We start from the raw sequence: 17,492 nt of genomic DNA, 5'->3' as shown, positions 1-17,492 counted from the left end.
GTGATCGACGTCGTCGCCGGTCTGCGGCTTCCTGGCCGCACGCCATGCCCAGACTTCGAGGCCCAGGCCGGTCAGGGCGTCCATGGCGGCTCCTTTTACTCGGCGTGGGCTACTGAGAGGGAGCGGAGGCGGTAGGCGGCTAGGAGGGTGCCGCCCAGGGAGACGGTGATCAGGAGTGGGATCGCGACCGAGAGGTCCACCGTTGATTTGACCGGGGTGGCCGAGGTCATCGCGTCGGTGACCGACAGGGCCCACTGCTGGATCGACGCCGACTTCGCGCCGGGGGCGAAGTTGCCTAGCAGGCTCTCCCAGACCAGCGCGTACAGCAGGCCGATCGTGACGGCGTTGCGGCTGGCCACGGCGAGGGCGACGAACACGGCGCTGTAGGTGACGCCGCCGACCAGGACGCCGACCGTGAAGGCGGGCGCCATCCCGGCCGTCCCGCCGGTGAGGATCTCTCCCGCCAGGAGTGTGGGGACCACCGCGAACACCGTGACCAGCACGATCGCCACCGCGAGCTTGGTCAGCACGACGACCTGCCGGGGGATCGGCTTGGTCAGCACGTACATGATCTGGCCGTCGTCGATCTCCGGGCCGATCACGCCGGTGCCCGCGATCAGCGCGAGCAGCGGGAGCAGGGTGGCGAGGCCGAACTTCTGGAGGACGTCGGCGGAGATGTCGAGGTCGTTGTTGTCGGTGTAGCGCAGGACCGCCGCGAGGACGAGCAGCACCAGCGGCAGCGCGAGCAGCAGCAGCGCGCGGCGCCGGCCGAGCATCGCGCGGAACGTGATCATGGCAATGGTGCTGTTCATCGGGCCACCAGGTAGGAGAAGACGCTTTCCAGGGACTCGTCGGCCGGGGAGACCTCCCAGAGGCGGACGCCCGCGTCCCGCGAGACTTGCGGGAGGAGCCAGGTGAAGCGCTGGAAGTCGACGGCCTCGACCTGGAGGCCCTTGTCGGTGAGCTGGACGCTGCGCGCCGAGCCGTCGGCGATGATCGCGGCGGCGAGGCGGCGGTCGTCGGAGGAGCGGACGAGGAAGATGTGCGGCCGGTCGGTCATCAGCCGGCGGATCTTGCGGAAGTCCCCGGACGCGGCGTGCCGCCCGGCGACGATCACCTCGATATGGCTGGCGAGCCGCTCGACCTCCTCCAGGATGTGCGAGCTGAACAGGATCGTGCGGCCCTGCTCGGCCATCCGGCGGATGAGGTCCATGAGCTGGAGGCGCTGCCGGGGGTCCATGCCGTTGAACGGCTCGTCCAGCAGCAGGACGGGCGGGTCGTGCACCAGCGCCGAGGCCATCTTGATCCGCTGCTTCATGCCCTTGGAGTAGTTGCCGATCGTCCGGTCGGCGGCGTAGTCCATCTCGACCTGGCCGATGGCGCGGCTCGCGGCGGCGCGCGGGTCGGGCAGCTTGTGCAGCTTGGCCATCGCCAGGATGAACTGGCGGCCGGTGAGGAAGTCGTAGGCGGCCTCCCGCTCCGGGACGAGCCCGAGGCTGCGGTAGATGCCCGGGTTCTGCCAGATCGGGGCGCCGTCGAGCGTGACCGTCCCGGAGGAGGGGGCGAGGAACCCGCCCATCATGTGGATCAGCGTGGACTTCCCGGCGCCGTTCGGGCCGAGCAGCCCGGTCACGCCGGGCCCGACCGTCATCGAGACGCCGTTGACGGCGACGACGTTGCCGTACCAGCGCGACACCGCGTCCAGTCGCAGTTCGCTCACGACAGGCCAGCCTTCCGGAACCGGCGGTACAGGACCGCGACCGAGCCGAACACGAGGGCGGCGCACATGGCGAGCGCGACCACGCCGCCCTTCAGGCCGGGCGCCACCTGCACCGAGGACTTCTCCGCGTTGAGCAGCCTGACCTGCACGGTGTCGACCAGGTTGAACGGGGCGAACAGCCCGGCCCAGCCCGAGACCGTGAAGTTCGTCTGGTTCTCGGCGATGCCCTGGACGACCAGCACGAGCGTGCTGCTCAGCATGAACACGGCGATCACGGCGGCGACGCCGAAGCCGCGCCGGGGCGTGAACGCCGCGACGACCATCCCGATCGCGGCGAGGACGAGCGCGAACAGCGCGCAGCCCACCAGCGCGGCGAGGTAGCGGCCGAGCTGGTCGGCCGAGTCCGGCGCCTTCGTGACCAGCCCGCCGACGTACAGGACGGTGACGGGCACCCCGATCAGCGCGAACAACGCGGTGGCCATCGCCGCGATCTTCGCCAGCACGAAGTCGAGGTGGCCGACCGGCCGGGAGAAGTACAGCGGGACGACGTGGAAGCGCAGCTCCCGCGAGGCCAGCACGGGCGCCTGCGTCGCCAGGAAGATCGCGATGATCACCTGGAGCGTCGGGGCGTAGGAGGAGTAGCGCATCAGCACGTCCTCCTGCTTGGTGACGGCGAACACCGCGACCGACCCGGCGGCGGGCAGCAGCATGATCGCCCCGAGGATGAACGGCATCACCTTGGCGCGGGCGGGGCGGCCGAGGCCGAACGCGGCGCGCAGGCTGTGCAGGTACAGCGACCGCAGCACGTAGGCACGGCCGTTGCGGCGGCCGTCGTAGTGCCGGTAGCCGATGTCGTGGATCGTGCTGGTGCTCATCGCGGCGCCCCCTGCGGGAGGTTCGCGCCGGGCGCTCCGGCGACGTCGGGTGCGTCCTGGAAGACCTCTTCGATGTGGTGGCGGCGCTGCTCCATCCGGATCAGCCGCAGCCCGAGTTCCGCGACGCCGTCGCGGACGAGGTCGTAGGTGCTCTCGCCCGCGATGTCCACGACGAGGAACCGGCCCTCGGCGCGGGCGGCGGCGCCGTGCTCCTGGAGGACGCGGTGCAGGTCGTCGCGCCCCTCCTCGACCTCGACGGTGAGCACGCCGCTCTCGGTCGTGTACGCCTCGACGGCCTGGGAGCGCAGCAGCCGGCCGCCGTCGATGATCACGACGTGGTCGCAGACGCGCTCCAGCTCGCCCAGCAGGTGCGAGGTGACGAGGACGCTGATGCCGAACTCGGCGCCGACGCGGCGGATCAGGTCGAGCATCTCGTCGCGCCCGGCCGGGTCGAGGCCGTTGGTGGGCTCGTCCAGGAACACGAGCTTCGGGTCGTGGACGAGCGCCTGCGCGAGCTTCACCCGCTGCCGCATGCCGGTGGAGTAGCCGCCGATCGGACGGTAGCGCTCCTCGTACAGCCCGACGTGGCGGAGGGTGTCGGCGGCGCGCTCGCGGGCGGCGGTCGGCGGCAGCCCGCACATCCGCGCCATGTGCACGACGAACTCGGTGGCGGACACGTCCGGCGGGAGGCACTCGTACTCGGGCATGAACCCGACGCTCTCGCGGATCTTGACGCCCTCGCGGGCGATGTCCATGCCCAGCACCGTGGCGGTACCGGTGGTCGGCGGCAACAGGCCGAGGAGGATCTTGATGAGCGTCGACTTGCCGGCGCCGTTGGCGCCCACGAGGCCGACGACACCGGGTTCGACGGCCACGGAGAGGTCGTCCAGGGCGGTCACCCGGGGGAACCTCATCGACAGCCCCTGGGTGGCGATGATCGGCATAGTCCGAACCTAGTGCCTGGCCCGCCGCCGCACGTCACCCTTAGGTGCTACGCGTCACAGCCATAGGTCCGACGTGCGATCGACCTAAGTTCCCCTGCCGGCGGGAGCCCGTCTCTTCCTGCGCAGGACGATGTGCCACGTGGCGCGCTGGAGCAGCAGCGTCGCCGTACCCGCGATGATCATGCCCGCGAAGTTGACGGCCAGCTGGAGCAGCGACCCGTTGATCTCGCTGCCGTGCCGGAGCGCGAGCGCGACCGCGAGGTTGCCCGCGGCGGGCACGGTGGTGACCGAGATGAACACCCCGACCAGTGCGGACGACTTCCCCGCCGTCAGCGAGAGCACCCCGGCCGCGCCCGCGAGCAGCGCGACGATGAACGACCAGCGGTCGGGGGTGTAGATGAACGCGGTGAGCGGACGGTCGTCGGGCAGCCGGGACATCTCGATCACCCCGGTCAGGTGGCTGACCACCGCGCACACATAGGTGATCGCGATCGCCACCAGGAACCCGACGACCAGCGCCCGCACCGCCTGCATGATCCGCCACGGCTGCCGCCGGGTCAGCCCGTAGCAGATCGCCGCGACCGCGCCGAACTCCGGGCCGAGCACCATCGCGCCGACCACCAGCACCGGCGAGTCGATCAGCGCGGCGATCGCGGCGAGCTGCGTGGCCAGCGCGAGGAAAGCGACGAACGACCAGGTCAGCGCCACGCCCTCGCTGACCTGCCGGTCGAGCTCCTCCCACACGACGGCGTCGTCGCCGTGGCCCGGGGCGCGCCGCTCGGCGCGCTCGGCCGCGTCCGACAGCGACAGGTCGATCTTCTCGAGGCTGATCGAGCCGTCCCGTTCCAGGTCGAGGGCCTGGAGGGCGGCGAGCACCTCGTTGGCGGACTCGCGGGCGATGTCGGCCAGGACCAGGTCGCCGCGCGGCGCGCGCGCCGCTCCGGGGATCACGACGACGTTGGTGGCTCCGGCGCAGTCGGCGAGCGCCTCGCAGGCGTCGTCGGTGCGATCCGCCGGAACGATCGCTCTGAGGTGCAGCACGCCGACCATCGTGCCGTAAACGCGCCACCGCTGGTCGTACAGTGTGATCGTTTAACGGGGACTTAACGGGCAAAGCCCAACAAAAAACGTGGGTGGTGGCGGTATGGCGTGGCGGAACCGGACGGCGGCGGTGTGGGTCGCGGGGGCGGCGCTTGCCGTCCTTTCGGTGAGCGGCTGCGAGGGGAAGGTCGGGCTGTCCGACACCTCCTCGCCTTCGGCGGCGCCGGGTACGAAAGGGTCGGGGCGGGACCTGTCCTCTTTGCGGGTCGCCTCCGAGGGCGATGGCGGCGGCTACAAGCGCGACAAGTTCGGAACGCGCTGGAAGGACACCGACCACAACGGCTGCGACCAGCGCAACGACGTCCTCGCGCGCGACATGAAGGACGTCCGGAAGAAGGGGACGTGCGTCGTCCTGGCGGGTCGCCTGCACGACCCCTACAGCGGCAAGGACATCACGTTCAGCAAGTCGGACGCGTCCGAGGTGCAGATCGACCACGTCTACCCGCTCGCGCTCGCCTGGCGGATGGGCGCGTCCCGCTGGGGCGAGGACCAGCGGGAACGGTTCGCCAACGACACCGCGAACCTGCTCGCCGTCTGGGGCGTGCCCAACCGGCAGAAGAGCGACTCGGGGCCCGGCGAGTGGAAGCCGCAGAAGGACTTCCAGTGCACGTACGCGGTCAAGTACGTCGCGGTCGCCAAGAAGTACGACCTGCCCGTGACGCGTTCCGACCACGACGCGCTCCAGAACTTCCTCTCGCGCTGCTGACCCTAGGATCAGGGGATGACCAGCGAACCCCAGGATGAGTCGCCCAACGGCCAGGTGCACGGCGAGGCGGAGTCGCGTCCGCGCGTGCGCACCGAGCGCGGCGTCGGCGCCCGCGCGACGGGCGCCGAGGTGACCGGCGCGTCCGCCACCGGCCTCACGCTGCGCGCCGGCACGGGCCTCGGCTCGCTCGCGCTCGGCTCGGTGGCGGTCGGGGCGCTCGCGGTCGGCGCCCTCGCGATCGGCAAGCTCGTGATCAAGCGCGCTGTCGTCGAGCACCTCCAGGCGGGCACCGTCGAGATCAGGCACCTCAAGGTCGGCCGCCTGGAGATCGACGACCTGGTGCGCTAGTTCCCCAGGGCGGAGCGGACGACGCCCGCGAGGCGCTCGGCCACCGCTTGCGCCTGGTCCTGCGCGGCCGCCTCGACCATCACCCGCACCATCGGCTCGGTGCCGCTCGGCCTGATCAGCACCCGGCCCGTGTCGCCCAGCTCCGCCTCGGCCGCCGCGACGGCCTCCGCCAGCTCGGGCGAGGTGGTCGCGCGCCCCTTGTCGACGTCCCGGACGTTGATCAGCACCTGCGGCAGCCGGGTCATGATCTTGGCCAGCTCGTCCAGCGGACGGCCGCGCCGCACCATCGCCGCCAGCAGGTGCAGCCCGGTCAGCACGCCGTCGCCGCTGCTCGCGTGGTCCAGCATGATCACGTGGCCGGACTGCTCGCCGCCGAAGTTGAAGCCGCCGTCCTTCATCGCCTCCAGCACGTACCGGTCGCCGACGGCGGTCTCGATCAGCGTGACGCCCGCCGCGCGCATCGCGAGCTTGAAGCCGAGGTTCGACATCACGGTCGCGACCACGGTGTCGCCCGCGAGCGCGCCCGCCTTCCGCAGGTCCAGCGCCAGGATCGCCATGATCTGGTCGCCGTCCACGATCTCGCCGGACCCCGTCACCGCGAGGCAGCGGTCGGCGTCGCCGTCGTTGGCGATGCCCGCGTCCGCGCCGTGCTCGCGGACGGCGGCCTGGAGCGCCTCCAGATGCGTGGATCCGCACCCGGCGTTGATGTTCAGCCCGTCCGGCGCCGTGCCGATCGTGATCACCTCGGCGCCCGCGCGGCGCAGCGCCTCGGGGGCCACGTCGCTGGACGCGCCGTTCGCGCAGTCCACGACGACGCGCAGCCCGTCCAGCGACACCGGCAGCGTCGTCAGCAGGTGCGCCACGTACTGCTCGACCGCGCCGTGCGCGTCCCGCACCCGGCCGACGCCCGCGCCGGTCGGCGGCTCCCACGGCGCGCCGATGCCCGCCTCGATGCGGTCCTCGATGGCGTCCGGCAGCTTGAAGCCGTCGCGGTCGAACAGCTTGATCCCGTTGTCGGGGGCGGGGTTGTGCGAGGCCGACAGCATCACGCCGAGGTCGGCGTCCAGCGCGTGCGCCAGGTGCGCCACCGCCGGGGTCGGCAGGACGCCGAGCCGCAGCACCTCCACGCCCGCGCTCGCCAGGCCCGCCACGACCGCGGCCTCCAGGAACTCCCCCGACGCCCGGGTGTCGCGCCCGACCACCGCCAGCGGCCGGTGCCCCCGGAACGCGCCCTCCTCGCCCAGTACCCGCGCCGCCGCGGCGGACAGGTCCATGGCGAGCCGGGCGGTCAGATCACGGTTGGCGAGCCCGCGCACGCCATCGGTCCCGAACAGACGACCCACAGTTCAACTCTCCCGATAGAGACGAGAAGGGCCGCGCCGGGCCCCGTCCCAGATGTCCACACGATCCACACGTCCGGACCCGGCGTCCCGCGCGACGCCGCCCGCGATCCGGCTGCCGATCAAACCTAACGGGCGCGCGGCTCCGGAGTCGCGTCAAGCCAGATATGGCGAGACATGGATAAGCGGTGCGGAACGGAAACCCTGGACATGGACCGGGCGCCGCGCCCCGCACCGGCCGGATACGGCGGCGCGGAACCGAGACCCCGGACATGGGCGAGCCGCCGCACCCCGCTCCTGCGGGATACGGCGGCTCGGACCGGCCTGGGCCGGGTGAATCAGCGCTTGCTGTACTGCGGAGCCTTGCGGGCCTTCTTGAGACCGGCCTTCTTACGCTCGGGCACGCGCGCGTCGCGGGTGAGGAACCCGGCCTTCTTCAGCGCCGGGCGGTGCTCGATGTTCGCGAACTGGAGCGCGCGGGAGATCCCGAGGCGCAGCGCACCGGCCTGGCCGGTGGTGCCGCCGCCGTTCACGCGGGCGAGCACGTCGAACTGGCCCTCCAGGCCCAGCAGCACGAACGGCTCGTTCACGATCTGCTGGTGGACCTTGTTGGGGAAGTACTGGTCCAGGGTGCGACCGTTGATCTTCCACTGGCCGCTGCCGGGGACGATCCGGACCCGCGCGATGGCCTGCTTGCGGCGGCCGGTGCCCGCGGAGGGCCCGGTCGCGATCGGCTGGCCGATCGTGTTCTCGCCCGCGGTCTCGGGGGTCTCGGTGCTGTACTCGGACGGCGCGTCCTCGTAGGAGTCGAACTCGGCGCCCTCGGCGGGCGCCTCCGTGCCGGTGGACTCGTCCACGGTTCTCCTTGGTGTTCTAGCCAGGGCGGCTGACCCGTCTCAAGCGGGTGCCCCGGCGGCCACGGTTTCGTTCCGGGCACGCGGTCGCGTGCGCGGGCCTACTTCTTGATCTGGCTGATCTGGGTGATCTCGAACGGGACCGGCTTCTGCGCCTGGTGCGGGTGCTCCGGACCGGAGTAGACCTTCACCTTCCCGAACATCTTCCGGCCGAGGGAGTTCTTGGGCAGCATGCCCTTGATCGCCTTCTCGACGGCCCGCTCCGGGTGCTTGGCCAGCAGGTCGGCGTAGGCCACCGAGCGCAGGCCGCCCGGGTAGCCCGAGTGCCGGTAGGCGCGCTTCTGCTCCAGCTTGTTGCCGGTCAGCGCCACCTTGTCGGCGTTCACGATGACGACGAAGTCACCGGTGTCGAGGTGCGGCGCGTAGATCGGCTTGTGCTTACCCCGAAGCAGCTGCGCGACCTGACTGGCGAGACGGCCCAGCACGACATCGGTCGCGTCGATGACGTGCCACTGGCGCTGGACGTCAGCGGGCTTAGGGGTGTACGTGCGCACGGTCGTAGACCTTCGTTTCTCGTCGACTTCTCAGCGGATATCCTGCTCGCGCCGATCAGAGGTCTGCATCCGACCAGGCGCTCCGGGACGCCGGGGGCCGCGCGCTCACACGGGGACACACCGGCTCGTCGTTCGCGTTCGACCCCCCGCCCTGCGGGCAGGCGTCTACACACACAACAAACCCGCAGAATACCCAGCCGCCAGGGCTAGAGCAAATACACCCTCCCCCGCGCCTGGGTTGCTCATTTACGTGATCTACGGGCTTTCAGGTGTATATCGGGATAAGGTGCGCCCGACCGGTCCACGCCGGCACGCGCCGGCCCGCACCCGGGAGCCCCCGCTGTCCACTCCCCGCAGACCCGGCTCGTCCGCCGGACGCCACGAGCCCCGGCATCCCGCCTCCCCCGCCTCCGGCTCCTCCCCCTCCGTTGGACGGCACTCGCGTCCGCCCGCACCGCCGCCGCCCCGCCGCAGGCGCACCGGGACCAAGGCCATGATCGCCCTCGGCGTCACCGTCACCGCGTCCGCCTTGGCCATCGGGACGGGCGTGGCGCTGGACCGGTTCGTCCTGCCCGAGCTGCGGTCCGAGCCGACGGCGGCCGGGGCGCCGTCCACCACGTCCGTCGCGGCGGCCCCGTCCGGCATGCAGCGGACGACGTCGAGCCCGCCGAAGCCCCGCCCGAGCAAGCCGACACCGGTGGTGGAGAGCCCGACGCCGCCGCCGACGCGGTCGACGCGGCCCCCGGTGCGGCAGCGGCCGTCCGTCCAGCCGTCCGAGACCGCGAAGCCGAAGGTCAGCGAGACCCCGCAGCTCAGGGTGGCACCCGGCGGCGCGGTGGCGACGGTCGTGTCGCTCACCAACGCTGAGCGCGCCAAGGCCGGCTGCGAACCGCTGCGCGTGGACGCGCGGCTGGCCAGGGCCGCCCGCAGGCACTCCGCCGACATGGCCGCGCGCAACTACTTCGACCACACCTCGCGCAACGGCGACAGCCCGTGGAAGCGGATGGAGGACGCCGGATACCGGAGCCCCGGCGCGGAGAACATCGCCAAGGGGTACGCGACCGCCGCCGCCGTGGTGGCCGGCTGGATGAAGAGCCCGGGGCACCGCGCCAACATCCTCAACTGCGACCTGCGCGCGATCGGCGTCGGCATGGCGGCGGGCCGGGGCGGCCCGTTGTGGACACAGGACTTCGGCTGGACGTGACGCGCGCGACACCGCGCCCGCGCCCTGACAGGCTCCCGACTGACCCGGCCCGACCCTGATCTGACACCGCGCGCGCACCGGGCGTGACCTTGGCAAAACCGCCGACGCCCGGTTCGCCCCCATGTCATGGTGGGTGTTCCGAAGGTCCAGAGCCCCGAACGACGAACGGTAAGGTCCCACCCATGGGTTACCCGGGCGATCAAGGCAAGCCCGGCGGCCGGCCGTCCGTGCCGCCGCCGCACGAGCCGTACAACCCCGGAGGCGACCGGCCAGAGGCGTCCCCGTACGGCAACGACCACGACGAGAGCCTTTTCGCGCCGCGCGCGGAGGCAGGGCCCGGTCCGTCGGGCACCGACCCGTTCGGCGTACCGGACCCGTTCGGCGCACCCGGCGGGTTCAACCAGCCCGGTACGTCCGGCGAGCCGTCCGGCACGCAGTCCTTCGGGCCGCCCGGGCAGTCGTTCGAGCCGCCGGGCCAGTCGTTCGGCCCGCCCGACGACCCGTCCGGCCCGAACCCGTTCGGCGCCCAGCCGTTCGGGGAGCCGGAGCAGCCGTTCGGGCAGCCGACGGGCGCCAAGCCCTTCGACCCGGCGGACGAGACCGTCGCGGGCTCGCCCTTCGGCGTCCCGGACTCGCCGTCCGGCACCAACGCCTTCGGCGTCCCGGACGACCCGTCGGGCCCCCAGCCCTTCGCGCCCGCGGACCAGCCCGTCGCCGGGCAGTCCTTCGGCATGCCGGGCGAGATGCCGCCCGGCGGACGCGACGACCAGTCCGCCCCCGCGCGCCGCCGCAACCTGCCGCTGATCATCGGCGGCGCGGTGGCGGCGGGGCTCGTGCTGATCGGCGGCGGCGTCGGCGTGGCGTCGATGATGAAGGACGACCCGAAGCCGAAGAAGGCCGCGGCGCCCTCCCCCACCGCGTCCAAGCCGCAGGCGCAGGCGTCCCCGCAGATGCCGCCGCTGGAGCCGGTGAAGCTGAAGAGCCGCGCGACCGACCCGAAGGCGCTGACGCTCACCGAGGTCTTCGGCAAGCCGTCGTTCAAGGCGGGCAAGCAGAAGTACCTGCGGACGGCCGTGAACTCCAAGAAGGGCTGCACCGGCGTCGTCGGCGGCGTCACGCTGACGAAGACGCTCAAGCGGGGCGGCTGCGCGCAGGCCCTGCGCGCCACCTACGCCCTCGGCACGGGCAAGCTCATCGGCACCGTCGGCGTCCTGAACCTGAAGACGGAGGCCGCCGCGAAGCAGGCCGTGAAGGCGGCGGGCAACAAGGACGCCTTCCTCCAGGCGCTCCCCGGCAAGGGCGTCTCCAGGACCAACGGCAAGGGCGAGGCGCTCGGCACGTCCGAGGCCTTCGGCCACTACCTCATCATGACCTGGGTGCAGCGGCCGGACGGCAAGAAGATCGACCCCAAGTACCACTCGGTCGTCCGCGCGTTCGGAGCGCAGCTCGTCAAGGGCAGCGGCCTCTCGCTGGCCCTGCACTACAGGGAAACCGAAGGCAAGCCTCTCCAAAAGTGACCCCTTTGAATACGCTGTCTGCTTATGTCTGGACCTGAAGACACCTGGGAGCCCGCCGACACGGCGGAGGCGCGGCGCGTCCCCGCCGCCGCGGCCCCGCCGAGCTTCGGCGGCGCGGCCTCCCCGGACGAGGCGCCCTCCGGCGACGCGGCGAGCGCCGTCGCCGGGACGGAGCCCGCGCCCCCCGCTCCCCGCTCGCTTCCCCCGTTCGGCCTGCAAACCCCCTGGTGGGCGGCCGAGACGCAGGAGGCGGCGTCGGTCGTCCCCCAGCAGGCCCCCGCACCGGACGAGGCCCCCTTGGCCGCCCCGGTCGAGGCGCCGCCGGCCGCTTCGGTCGAGACGCCACTGGCCGCCCCTGCCGAGGCCCCGCTCGCCGCGCCGGTCACGGCAGAGGAGCCGCCCGAGGTCGCGGACGAGCAGCCGCCGGCGGAGGCCGCCGCCGTCCAGGCCCCGGGTGACTCGCCCGGCAGACTCGTCGCCGGACGCGGCGTGCCGAACGTCGACTCGCGCCGCGCCGTCCCGGCCGAGCCGCTCGTCAGCCCGCCGCTGGACGAGACCGACACCGACCCCGACGGCATCCCCGCCGTCCAGGCCGCGCAACTGCTTGTGAAGCAGCCCGAGGAGACCCCGCGCGCCGACCCCGAGCCGGAGCCCGAGGCGGCCGAGGAGGAGACCGCGCGGCTGTCGGCGTTCGAGAAGGCCAAGGAGGCCGAGAAGCAGCAGGCGCCGCTCGCGCCCGTCCTCGTGCCGGACGCGATCCTGCCGCCCGGCGTGGTCCCGCCCACCGGCAGCGGGCCTTTCCCGGAGACCGGGTCCGAACAGCCGCCCCCGCCCCGTCCCGGCGCGCCCCCCATGCGCCCGGCGGGCGGCAACAAGCGGCGTCCCCTGCTGATCGGCGGGGGCGCGGCGGCGGTGCTGGCCGCGGTCGTCGCGCTGTTCGCCCTCGGCGGGACGGGATCGGGCTCCGACAAGGACAAGGGCAAGGCGGCCCCGCCCGCGCAGCAGAGCGCCACACCGGCGCCCAAGCCGCCCCCGGTCGACATCTCAGACGAGAAGACCGACCCCAAGGAGATGGAGTTCGCCGAGATCTTCCCGGCCACCACCATCACGCTCGGGGGCCGCCCCTACGTCCGCGACCGCTGGTCGATCAACAAGGATCTGCGGTACGCGGCGAACGGCGCGCTGCTGTCCGCGCTCACCAAGGAGAACTGCCGGAAGGTCGTCCGCGCCACCTTCCTGGACCGGGACCGCGAGATCGCCGTCACCTCCGGCGTCGCGGTGCTGCCCACCAAGGCCGCCGCGCTCAAGGTGAGCCGCGCCGGAGACCCCGGCAAGTACGAGTGGTTCCGCGGGATGTCGGCCAAGCACGCCCCCGACATCGACCGGGCCGGCGGATACGCCGCGTCCACCGTCCGCGGCCGCTACCTCGTCTACGCCTACGTCCAGCACGCCGACGGCCGCCCCACCAAGCCCGGCGACGCCACGATCAAGCAGATCGCGCAGCAGTTCCTCGACTACGACGTCCGCCCCATCGAAGCCCGCAACCACAGCTGAGTTGATTAAGTCCCGGCCCAAGGCACTCGCCTGGCGGCTCGTGCCTTGACCGTGCCTTGGCGGGCGCGGAATCGCTTCGCGATCTTCGCGGTGGGGCCTCGCCTCGGCGTCGGCCCCACCGCCCAGTCAGCGCGCCCGCGCGACGGCTGAGGTCGCTGTGAACCGCGGCCTAGGCCGGAGGGTCGGCGGCGGCGGTGGCGTTCAGGGTTCGGACGCGGCGGGTCTCCTGGGCGCGCCGGGCGAGGCTGTCGTCGCTCGGGTAGCGGATCTCCTCCAGCGACAGGCCGTGGGCGGGGGCCACGTTCACGCCCGAGTCGCGGACGCGGGCCGCCAGCACCTGGGCGGGCCACTCCGGCTCGCGGCGGCCGTCGCCGACCATGAGCAGCGCGCCGACGAGCGCGCGGACCATCGAGTGGCAGAACGCGTCGGCCTCCACGGTGGCGAGCGCGAGGTGCGGGTCGCGGTCGTCGCGCGCCCACTCGTAGCGCAGCAGCTCGCGGATCGTCGTCGCGCCCTCGCGTTTGCGGCAGTACGCGGCGAAGTCGTTCTCGCCGACGAGCAGCCGCGCGGCCTCATTCATACGGTCCAAATTCAGCGGACGCGGATGCCACAGGACGTCGTGCCGGCGCAGCGGCGCCACCCCCACCGGGTTGTCGCACACCCGGTACACGTAGCGGCGCGACAGGGCGGAGAACCGCGCGTCGAAGCCCTCGGGGGCGAGCGACACGCGCCACACCCGCACGTCGGGGGGCAGCAGCCCGGCGAGGCGGCGCGGCATCGTGCCGTTGATCGCCGAGTAGGCGGCGACCGGCACCACCAGATGCGCGACCTGCGCGTTCGCGTGGACGCCGGCGTCGGTGCGTCCCGCGACGGTGAGCATGGGGGGCGGGTCGAGCCGCAGCAGCCGGGCCAGGGCGTCCTCGATCACGCCCTGGACGGTCCGCTGGTTCGGCTGGCGCGCCCAGCCCGCGAAGCCCGACCCGTCGTACCCGATGTCGAGCCGGAGCCGTACGAGTGCGGTCATGTCAGCCGACGTGTCGTTCTGCAACGTCCGTCCGTTCCGCCCGACGGGCTCGTGCGCCCGTCGGGCACTCCCTCGACACGCCCCCCGCTGAACCGTCGCCCCCCTGACGTGACCATGGGATCAAGTCTGGCAAAGATCAGGCCCACCGTCCCGTACCGACGGTGGGCCTGTTGACGCCGCGTCGCGCCGGCGCCGGAGCACGCCCCGGTCTCACCGGGGAGCAAACCAGCACATGCGGGACGCGATGCCGACGTTCCAGCAGCGCGTGTTACTCGTCGTCCTTGGCCTTGTCCTCGGCGGCGGCCTCGGCGGTGTCGTCCGTGGCGGTCGCCTCGGTGTCGTCCGCCTCGGTCTTGGCGGGCGCCTCGTCCTCGGCCGGGGCCTGCGTCGCGGTGGTGGCCGCCGGGGCGGTCCCCGTGGACGCGGACAGCTGCTCCTGCACCAGCTCGATCACGGCCATCGGCGCGGCGTCGCCCTTGCGGGGGCCGAGCTTGGTGATCCGGGTGTAGCCGCCGGGACGGTTCTCGAAGCGCGGCGCGATCTCGGTGAAGAGCTCGTGCAGGACGCCCTTGTCGCGGACCGTCTTGGCCACCAGGCGACGGTTGTGCAGGTCGCCCTTCTTGGCCTTGGTGATCAGCTTCTCCGCCAGCGGACGCACCCGCCGGGCCTTGGCCTCGGTGGTGGTGATGCGGCCGTGCTCGAACAGCGCCGTGGCGAGGTTCGCCAGGATCAGGCGCTGGTGCGCGGCGCTGCCGCCGAACCGGGGACCCTTGGTGGGCTTGGGCATGGTGCTTCCTTCCTGCATCGGCCGTACCAGGTACCGATGTCAGCCGGACGCGGCCGGGGGAGGTCCCCCCGGCCGCGTGGGGTCGTGCCTTCTAGTACTGCTCGGTCTCGGCGTAGCTCTGGTCGTCGTCGCCGTAGTTGTCGGCCGCCGCGCTCGGGTCGAACCCGGGCGGGGAGTCCTTCAGCGACAGGCCCATGTCGTTGAGCTTCTGCTTGACCTCTTCGATCGACTTGGCGCCGAAATTCCTTATATCGAGAAGGTCCTGCTCGCTGCGGGCGACCAGCTCGCCCACAGAGTGGATGCCCTCGCGCTTGAGGCAGTTGTAGGAGCGGACCGTGAGGTTCAGCTCCTCGATCGGCAGCGCCAGGTCCGCGGCGAGCGCGGCGTCCGTCGGGGACGGGCCCATGTCGATGCCCTCGGCCTCGACGTTGAGCTCCCGGGCCAGCCCGAACAGCTCGACGAGGGTCTTGCCGGCGGAGGCCACCGCGTCGCGCGGCAGCATCGCCTGCTTGGTCTCGACGTCCAGGATCAGGCGGTCGAAGTCGGTGCGCTGCTCGACGCGGGTCGCCTCGACCTTGTAGGTGACCTTGAGCACGGGCGAGTAGATGGAGTCGATCGGGATCCGGCCGATCTCCTGGCCCGGCTGCTTGTTCTGGGCGGCCGAGACGTAGCCGCGGCCGCGCTCGACCGTCAGCTCCATCTCCAGCTTGGCCTTGTTGTTCAGCGTGGCGATGTGCAGGTCGGGGTTGTGGACCTCGACGCCCGCGGGCGGCGCGATGTCGGCCGCGGTCACCTCGCCCGGGCCCTGCTTGCGCAGGTACATGACCACCGGCTCGTCGTGCTCGGAGGAGACGACCAGCTCCTTGAGGTTCAGGATGATGTCGGTGACGTCCTCCTTCACCCCCGGAACGGTGGAGAACTCGTGCAGGACGCCCTCGATCCGGATGCTGGTGACGGCGGCGCCGGGGATCGAGGAGAGCAGCGTGCGACGCAGCGAGTTGCCGATCGTGTAGCCGAAGCCCGGCTCCAGCGGCTCGATGGTGAACCGCGACCGGTACTCGTCGACCTGCTCTTCGGTGAGAGTGGGACGCTGTGCGATGAGCATGGTTGTGCCTTCTTCCCGCGGTGCCCGCTATTTGACTACCGCGTTCTGGAATGTTCCCCGTCCCACCAGGATTCCACGGAACTCCGTCCGCGGAACCCCGGTGAGCCGGGGTCCTGCCTGGCGAGCCCTACTTGGAGTAGAGCTCGACGATCAGCTGCTCCTGGACGGGAGCGTCGATCTGCTGCCGGACGGGCAGCGAGTGGACCAGGATCCGCATCCGGTCGGCGTCGACCCCGAGCCACGCCGGAACCTGGCGGTCGCCCGCCTCGGCCTTGGCGACCTGGAACGGCGTCATCTCCAGCGACTTGGCCTTGACATCGACGATGTCGGCCTCGCCCACCTGGAAGGACGGGATGTCGACCTTGCGGCCGTTGACCTTGATGTGGCCGTGCCGGATCAGCTGGCGGGCCATGTCGCGGGACTTGGCGAAGCCCGCGCGGTAGACCACGTTGTCGAGACGGCGCTCCAGCAGCGTGAGCAGGTTCTCACCCGTCTTGCCGCCCTGGCGGTTGGCCTCGACGTAGTAGTTGTGGAACTGGCGCTCCAGGACGCCGTAGATACGGCGCGCCTTCTGCTTCTCGCGGAGCTGGAGCAGGTACTCGGTCTCCTTCGGCCGACCGCGTCCGTGCTCACCCGGCGGGTAGGGACGGATCTCGATCGGGCACTTGGGGCCCTCGCACTTGCTGCCCTTGAGGAACAGCTTCATCTTCTCGCGGCGGCAGAGCTTGCAGTCCGCACCGGTGTAACGAGCCATTGTTCTTAGATCTCCCCTGCCTCAGACCCGGCCGGCAAGCACAGTGGCGGGCGGTGCCGCCGGTGCAAATTCCAGATTGCGCATCGCAGGTCAGACCCTCCGACGCTTCGGCGGGCGGCAGCCGTTGTGCGGAACGGGCGTGACGTCCTGGATGGAGCCCACCTCGAGGCCGGTCGCCTGAAGCGAGCGGATGGCGGTCTCGCGGCCCGAGCCCGGGCCCTTCACGAAGACGTCGACCTTGCGCATGCCGTGCTCCATCGCGCGCCGGGCGGCGGCCTCGGCGGCCTGCTGCGCGGCGAACGGGGTCGACTTGCGCGAGCCCTTGAAGCCCACGTGGCCCGAGGAGGCCCAGGAGATCACGTTGCCGTTGGGGTCGGTGATCGAGACGATCGTGTTGTTGAACGTGCTCTTGATGTGGGCGTGCCCGTGAGCGACGTTCTTCTTTTCCTTCCGGCGCACCTTCTTGGCGCCGACACGGCTCTTAGGAGGCATCTGCTCTCTCTACTCTTGAGGTCATCGATCCGGAGGACCGACTCCGGACTACTTCTTGCCGGCCTTCTTCTTGCCGGCCACGGTCTTCTTCTTGCCCTTGCGGGTGCGCGCGTTGGTCTGCGTGCGCTGGCCGTGGACGGGCAGACCGCGACGGTGCCGGATGCCCTGGTAGCACCCGATCTCGATCTTGCGACGGATGTCCGCCTGGACCTCGCGGCGAAGATCACCCTCGATCTTGTAGTTCGCCTCGATCCAGTCGCGCAGCTTCACCAGCTCGTCGTCGCCGAGCTGGTGCACCCGCAGGTCACCGCTGATCTCGGTGCCCGCGAGGGTCTCGAGGGCGCGGGTCCGGCCGATGCCGAAGATGTAGGTGAGAGCGACCTCCAGGCGCTTTTCGCGCGGGAGGTCGACGCCGAGCAGGCGTGCCATCGTGGGCAGTTCCCTTCATTTCGCGGAGGTATGGACGCATCGCCTCCGCACACACCCTGCCCGGGTGGCGGCCCCGGCCTCCGGCGGTCCGGGGGTGTCCCTACGCACGATGGCGCCGTACGACCCGATCAAGGTCGTACGGCTACCCGTGCGAAGGCTGCGATGCGCTTCAGTTGTCGGACGA

19 protein-coding genes are annotated in these 17,492 nt (G+C 71.6%); 5 read left to right on the top strand and 14 right to left on the bottom strand.

Annotated features, from left to right (window positions below; genetic code table 11):
- Positions 1-95 precede the first annotated feature (95 nt).
- The 5 genes from K2F47_RS12410 to K2F47_RS12390 all read right to left on the bottom strand — a co-directional run bounded on the left by K2F47_RS12410 (position 96) and on the right by K2F47_RS12390 (position 4,580).
- Positions 96-812, bottom strand: coding sequence for an ABC transporter permease (locus K2F47_RS12410; protein ID WP_242903000.1), 717 nt, complete (start codon positions 810-812; stop codon positions 96-98).
- The gene (locus K2F47_RS12405; RefSeq protein WP_242902999.1) at positions 809-1,720 is read right to left on the bottom strand and encodes an ABC transporter ATP-binding protein; all 912 of its coding nucleotides are present in this window, start codon (positions 1,718-1,720) and stop codon (positions 809-811) included. Before K2F47_RS12405 ends, K2F47_RS12410 begins: the two co-directional genes overlap by 4 nt.
- The gene (locus K2F47_RS12400) at positions 1,717-2,595 is read right to left on the bottom strand and encodes an ABC transporter permease (RefSeq protein ID WP_242902998.1); all 879 of its coding nucleotides are present in this window, start codon (positions 2,593-2,595) and stop codon (positions 1,717-1,719) included. The genes K2F47_RS12405 and K2F47_RS12400 overlap by 4 nt, the downstream gene beginning before the upstream one ends.
- Complete coding sequence (locus K2F47_RS12395) at positions 2,592-3,539, bottom strand: ABC transporter ATP-binding protein (RefSeq protein ID WP_242902997.1); 948 nt, start codon at positions 3,537-3,539, stop codon at positions 2,592-2,594. The genes K2F47_RS12400 and K2F47_RS12395 overlap by 4 nt, the downstream gene beginning before the upstream one ends.
- An 84-nt stretch (positions 3,540-3,623) precedes the next feature.
- Complete coding sequence (locus tag K2F47_RS12390) at positions 3,624-4,580, bottom strand: DUF389 domain-containing protein (RefSeq protein ID WP_242902996.1); 957 nt, start codon at positions 4,578-4,580, stop codon at positions 3,624-3,626.
- 103 nt (positions 4,581-4,683) lie between these two features.
- On the opposite strand from K2F47_RS12390, the gene K2F47_RS12385 reads away from it, so the two are divergent.
- Both K2F47_RS12385 and K2F47_RS12380 read left to right on the top strand, forming a co-directional pair.
- Positions 4,684-5,346, top strand: coding sequence for an HNH endonuclease family protein (locus tag K2F47_RS12385; protein ID WP_242902995.1), 663 nt, complete (start codon positions 4,684-4,686; stop codon positions 5,344-5,346).
- A gap of 15 nt (positions 5,347-5,361) precedes the next feature.
- Entirely contained in the window at positions 5,362-5,694 is a 333-nt protein-coding gene (locus tag K2F47_RS12380; protein WP_242902994.1) for a hypothetical protein, read from the top strand.
- On the opposite strand, the gene glmM is transcribed toward K2F47_RS12380, so the two are convergent.
- The 3 genes from glmM to rplM form a co-directional block, all read right to left on the bottom strand.
- Positions 5,691-7,037, bottom strand: coding sequence for a phosphoglucosamine mutase (gene glmM / locus K2F47_RS12375; protein WP_242902993.1), 1,347 nt, complete (start codon positions 7,035-7,037; stop codon positions 5,691-5,693). The genes K2F47_RS12380 and glmM overlap by 4 nt on opposite strands.
- A gap of 335 nt (positions 7,038-7,372) precedes the next feature.
- A complete protein-coding gene (rpsI, locus tag K2F47_RS12370) occupies positions 7,373-7,891 on the bottom strand; it encodes a 30S ribosomal protein S9 (protein WP_242902992.1) in 519 nt (172 codons plus the stop codon).
- 98 nt (positions 7,892-7,989) lie between these two features.
- Positions 7,990-8,442, bottom strand: a complete 453-nt coding sequence (rplM, locus tag K2F47_RS12365; protein ID WP_242902991.1) for a 50S ribosomal protein L13 — start codon at positions 8,440-8,442, stop codon at positions 7,990-7,992.
- A gap of 493 nt (positions 8,443-8,935) precedes the next feature.
- On the opposite strand from rplM, the gene K2F47_RS12360 reads away from it, so the two are divergent.
- The 3 genes from K2F47_RS12360 (at position 8,936) to K2F47_RS12350 (ending at position 12,717) form a co-directional block, all read left to right on the top strand.
- Entirely contained in the window at positions 8,936-9,646 is a 711-nt protein-coding gene (locus K2F47_RS12360; protein ID WP_242902990.1) for a CAP domain-containing protein, read from the top strand.
- Positions 9,647-9,828: 182 nt separating this feature from the next.
- Positions 9,829-11,163 carry a hypothetical protein gene (locus tag K2F47_RS12355; protein WP_242902989.1) on the top strand — a complete coding sequence of 445 codons (1,335 nt, stop codon included), beginning with the start codon at positions 9,829-9,831 and terminating at the stop codon, positions 11,161-11,163.
- Between the two features lie 24 nt (positions 11,164-11,187).
- Positions 11,188-12,717, top strand: coding sequence for a hypothetical protein (locus K2F47_RS12350; RefSeq protein ID WP_242902988.1), 1,530 nt, complete (start codon positions 11,188-11,190; stop codon positions 12,715-12,717).
- Positions 12,718-12,886: 169 nt separating this feature from the next.
- Here the strand turns inward: K2F47_RS12350 and truA are convergent, their stop codons facing one another.
- The 6 genes from truA to rpsM form a co-directional block, all read right to left on the bottom strand.
- Positions 12,887-13,741: a tRNA pseudouridine(38-40) synthase TruA gene (gene truA / locus K2F47_RS12345; RefSeq protein WP_242902987.1), complete on the bottom strand. Its 855-nt coding sequence runs from the start codon at positions 13,739-13,741 to the stop codon at positions 12,887-12,889.
- 268 nt (positions 13,742-14,009) lie between these two features.
- Positions 14,010-14,528 carry a 50S ribosomal protein L17 gene (gene rplQ / locus K2F47_RS12340; protein WP_242902986.1) on the bottom strand — a complete coding sequence of 173 codons (519 nt, stop codon included), beginning with the start codon at positions 14,526-14,528 and terminating at the stop codon, positions 14,010-14,012.
- A 91-nt stretch (positions 14,529-14,619) separates the two neighbouring features.
- On the bottom strand, positions 14,620-15,633 hold the full coding sequence (locus tag K2F47_RS12335) for a DNA-directed RNA polymerase subunit alpha (protein WP_131741171.1): 1,014 nt from the start codon (positions 15,631-15,633) through the stop codon (positions 14,620-14,622).
- Between the two features lie 127 nt (positions 15,634-15,760).
- Positions 15,761-16,387, bottom strand: a complete 627-nt coding sequence (gene rpsD / locus K2F47_RS12330) for a 30S ribosomal protein S4 (RefSeq protein ID WP_242902985.1) — start codon at positions 16,385-16,387, stop codon at positions 15,761-15,763.
- 90 nt (positions 16,388-16,477) lie between these two features.
- Positions 16,478-16,879: a 30S ribosomal protein S11 gene (gene rpsK, locus K2F47_RS12325; protein ID WP_021596710.1), complete on the bottom strand. Its 402-nt coding sequence runs from the start codon at positions 16,877-16,879 to the stop codon at positions 16,478-16,480.
- Positions 16,880-16,927: 48 nt separating this feature from the next.
- Positions 16,928-17,308 carry a 30S ribosomal protein S13 gene (gene rpsM, locus K2F47_RS12320; RefSeq protein WP_067454606.1) on the bottom strand — a complete coding sequence of 127 codons (381 nt, stop codon included), beginning with the start codon at positions 17,306-17,308 and terminating at the stop codon, positions 16,928-16,930.
- Positions 17,309-17,492: the final 184 nt, after the last annotated feature.

It is taken from the genome of Actinomadura terrae, assembly GCF_022751215.1.
Taxonomy (GTDB): domain Bacteria; phylum Actinomycetota; class Actinomycetes; order Streptosporangiales; family Streptosporangiaceae; genus Spirillospora; species Spirillospora terrae.
The sequence above is the reverse complement of the archived record's forward strand: the minus strand, read 5'-3'. Positions and strand labels throughout refer to the sequence as shown.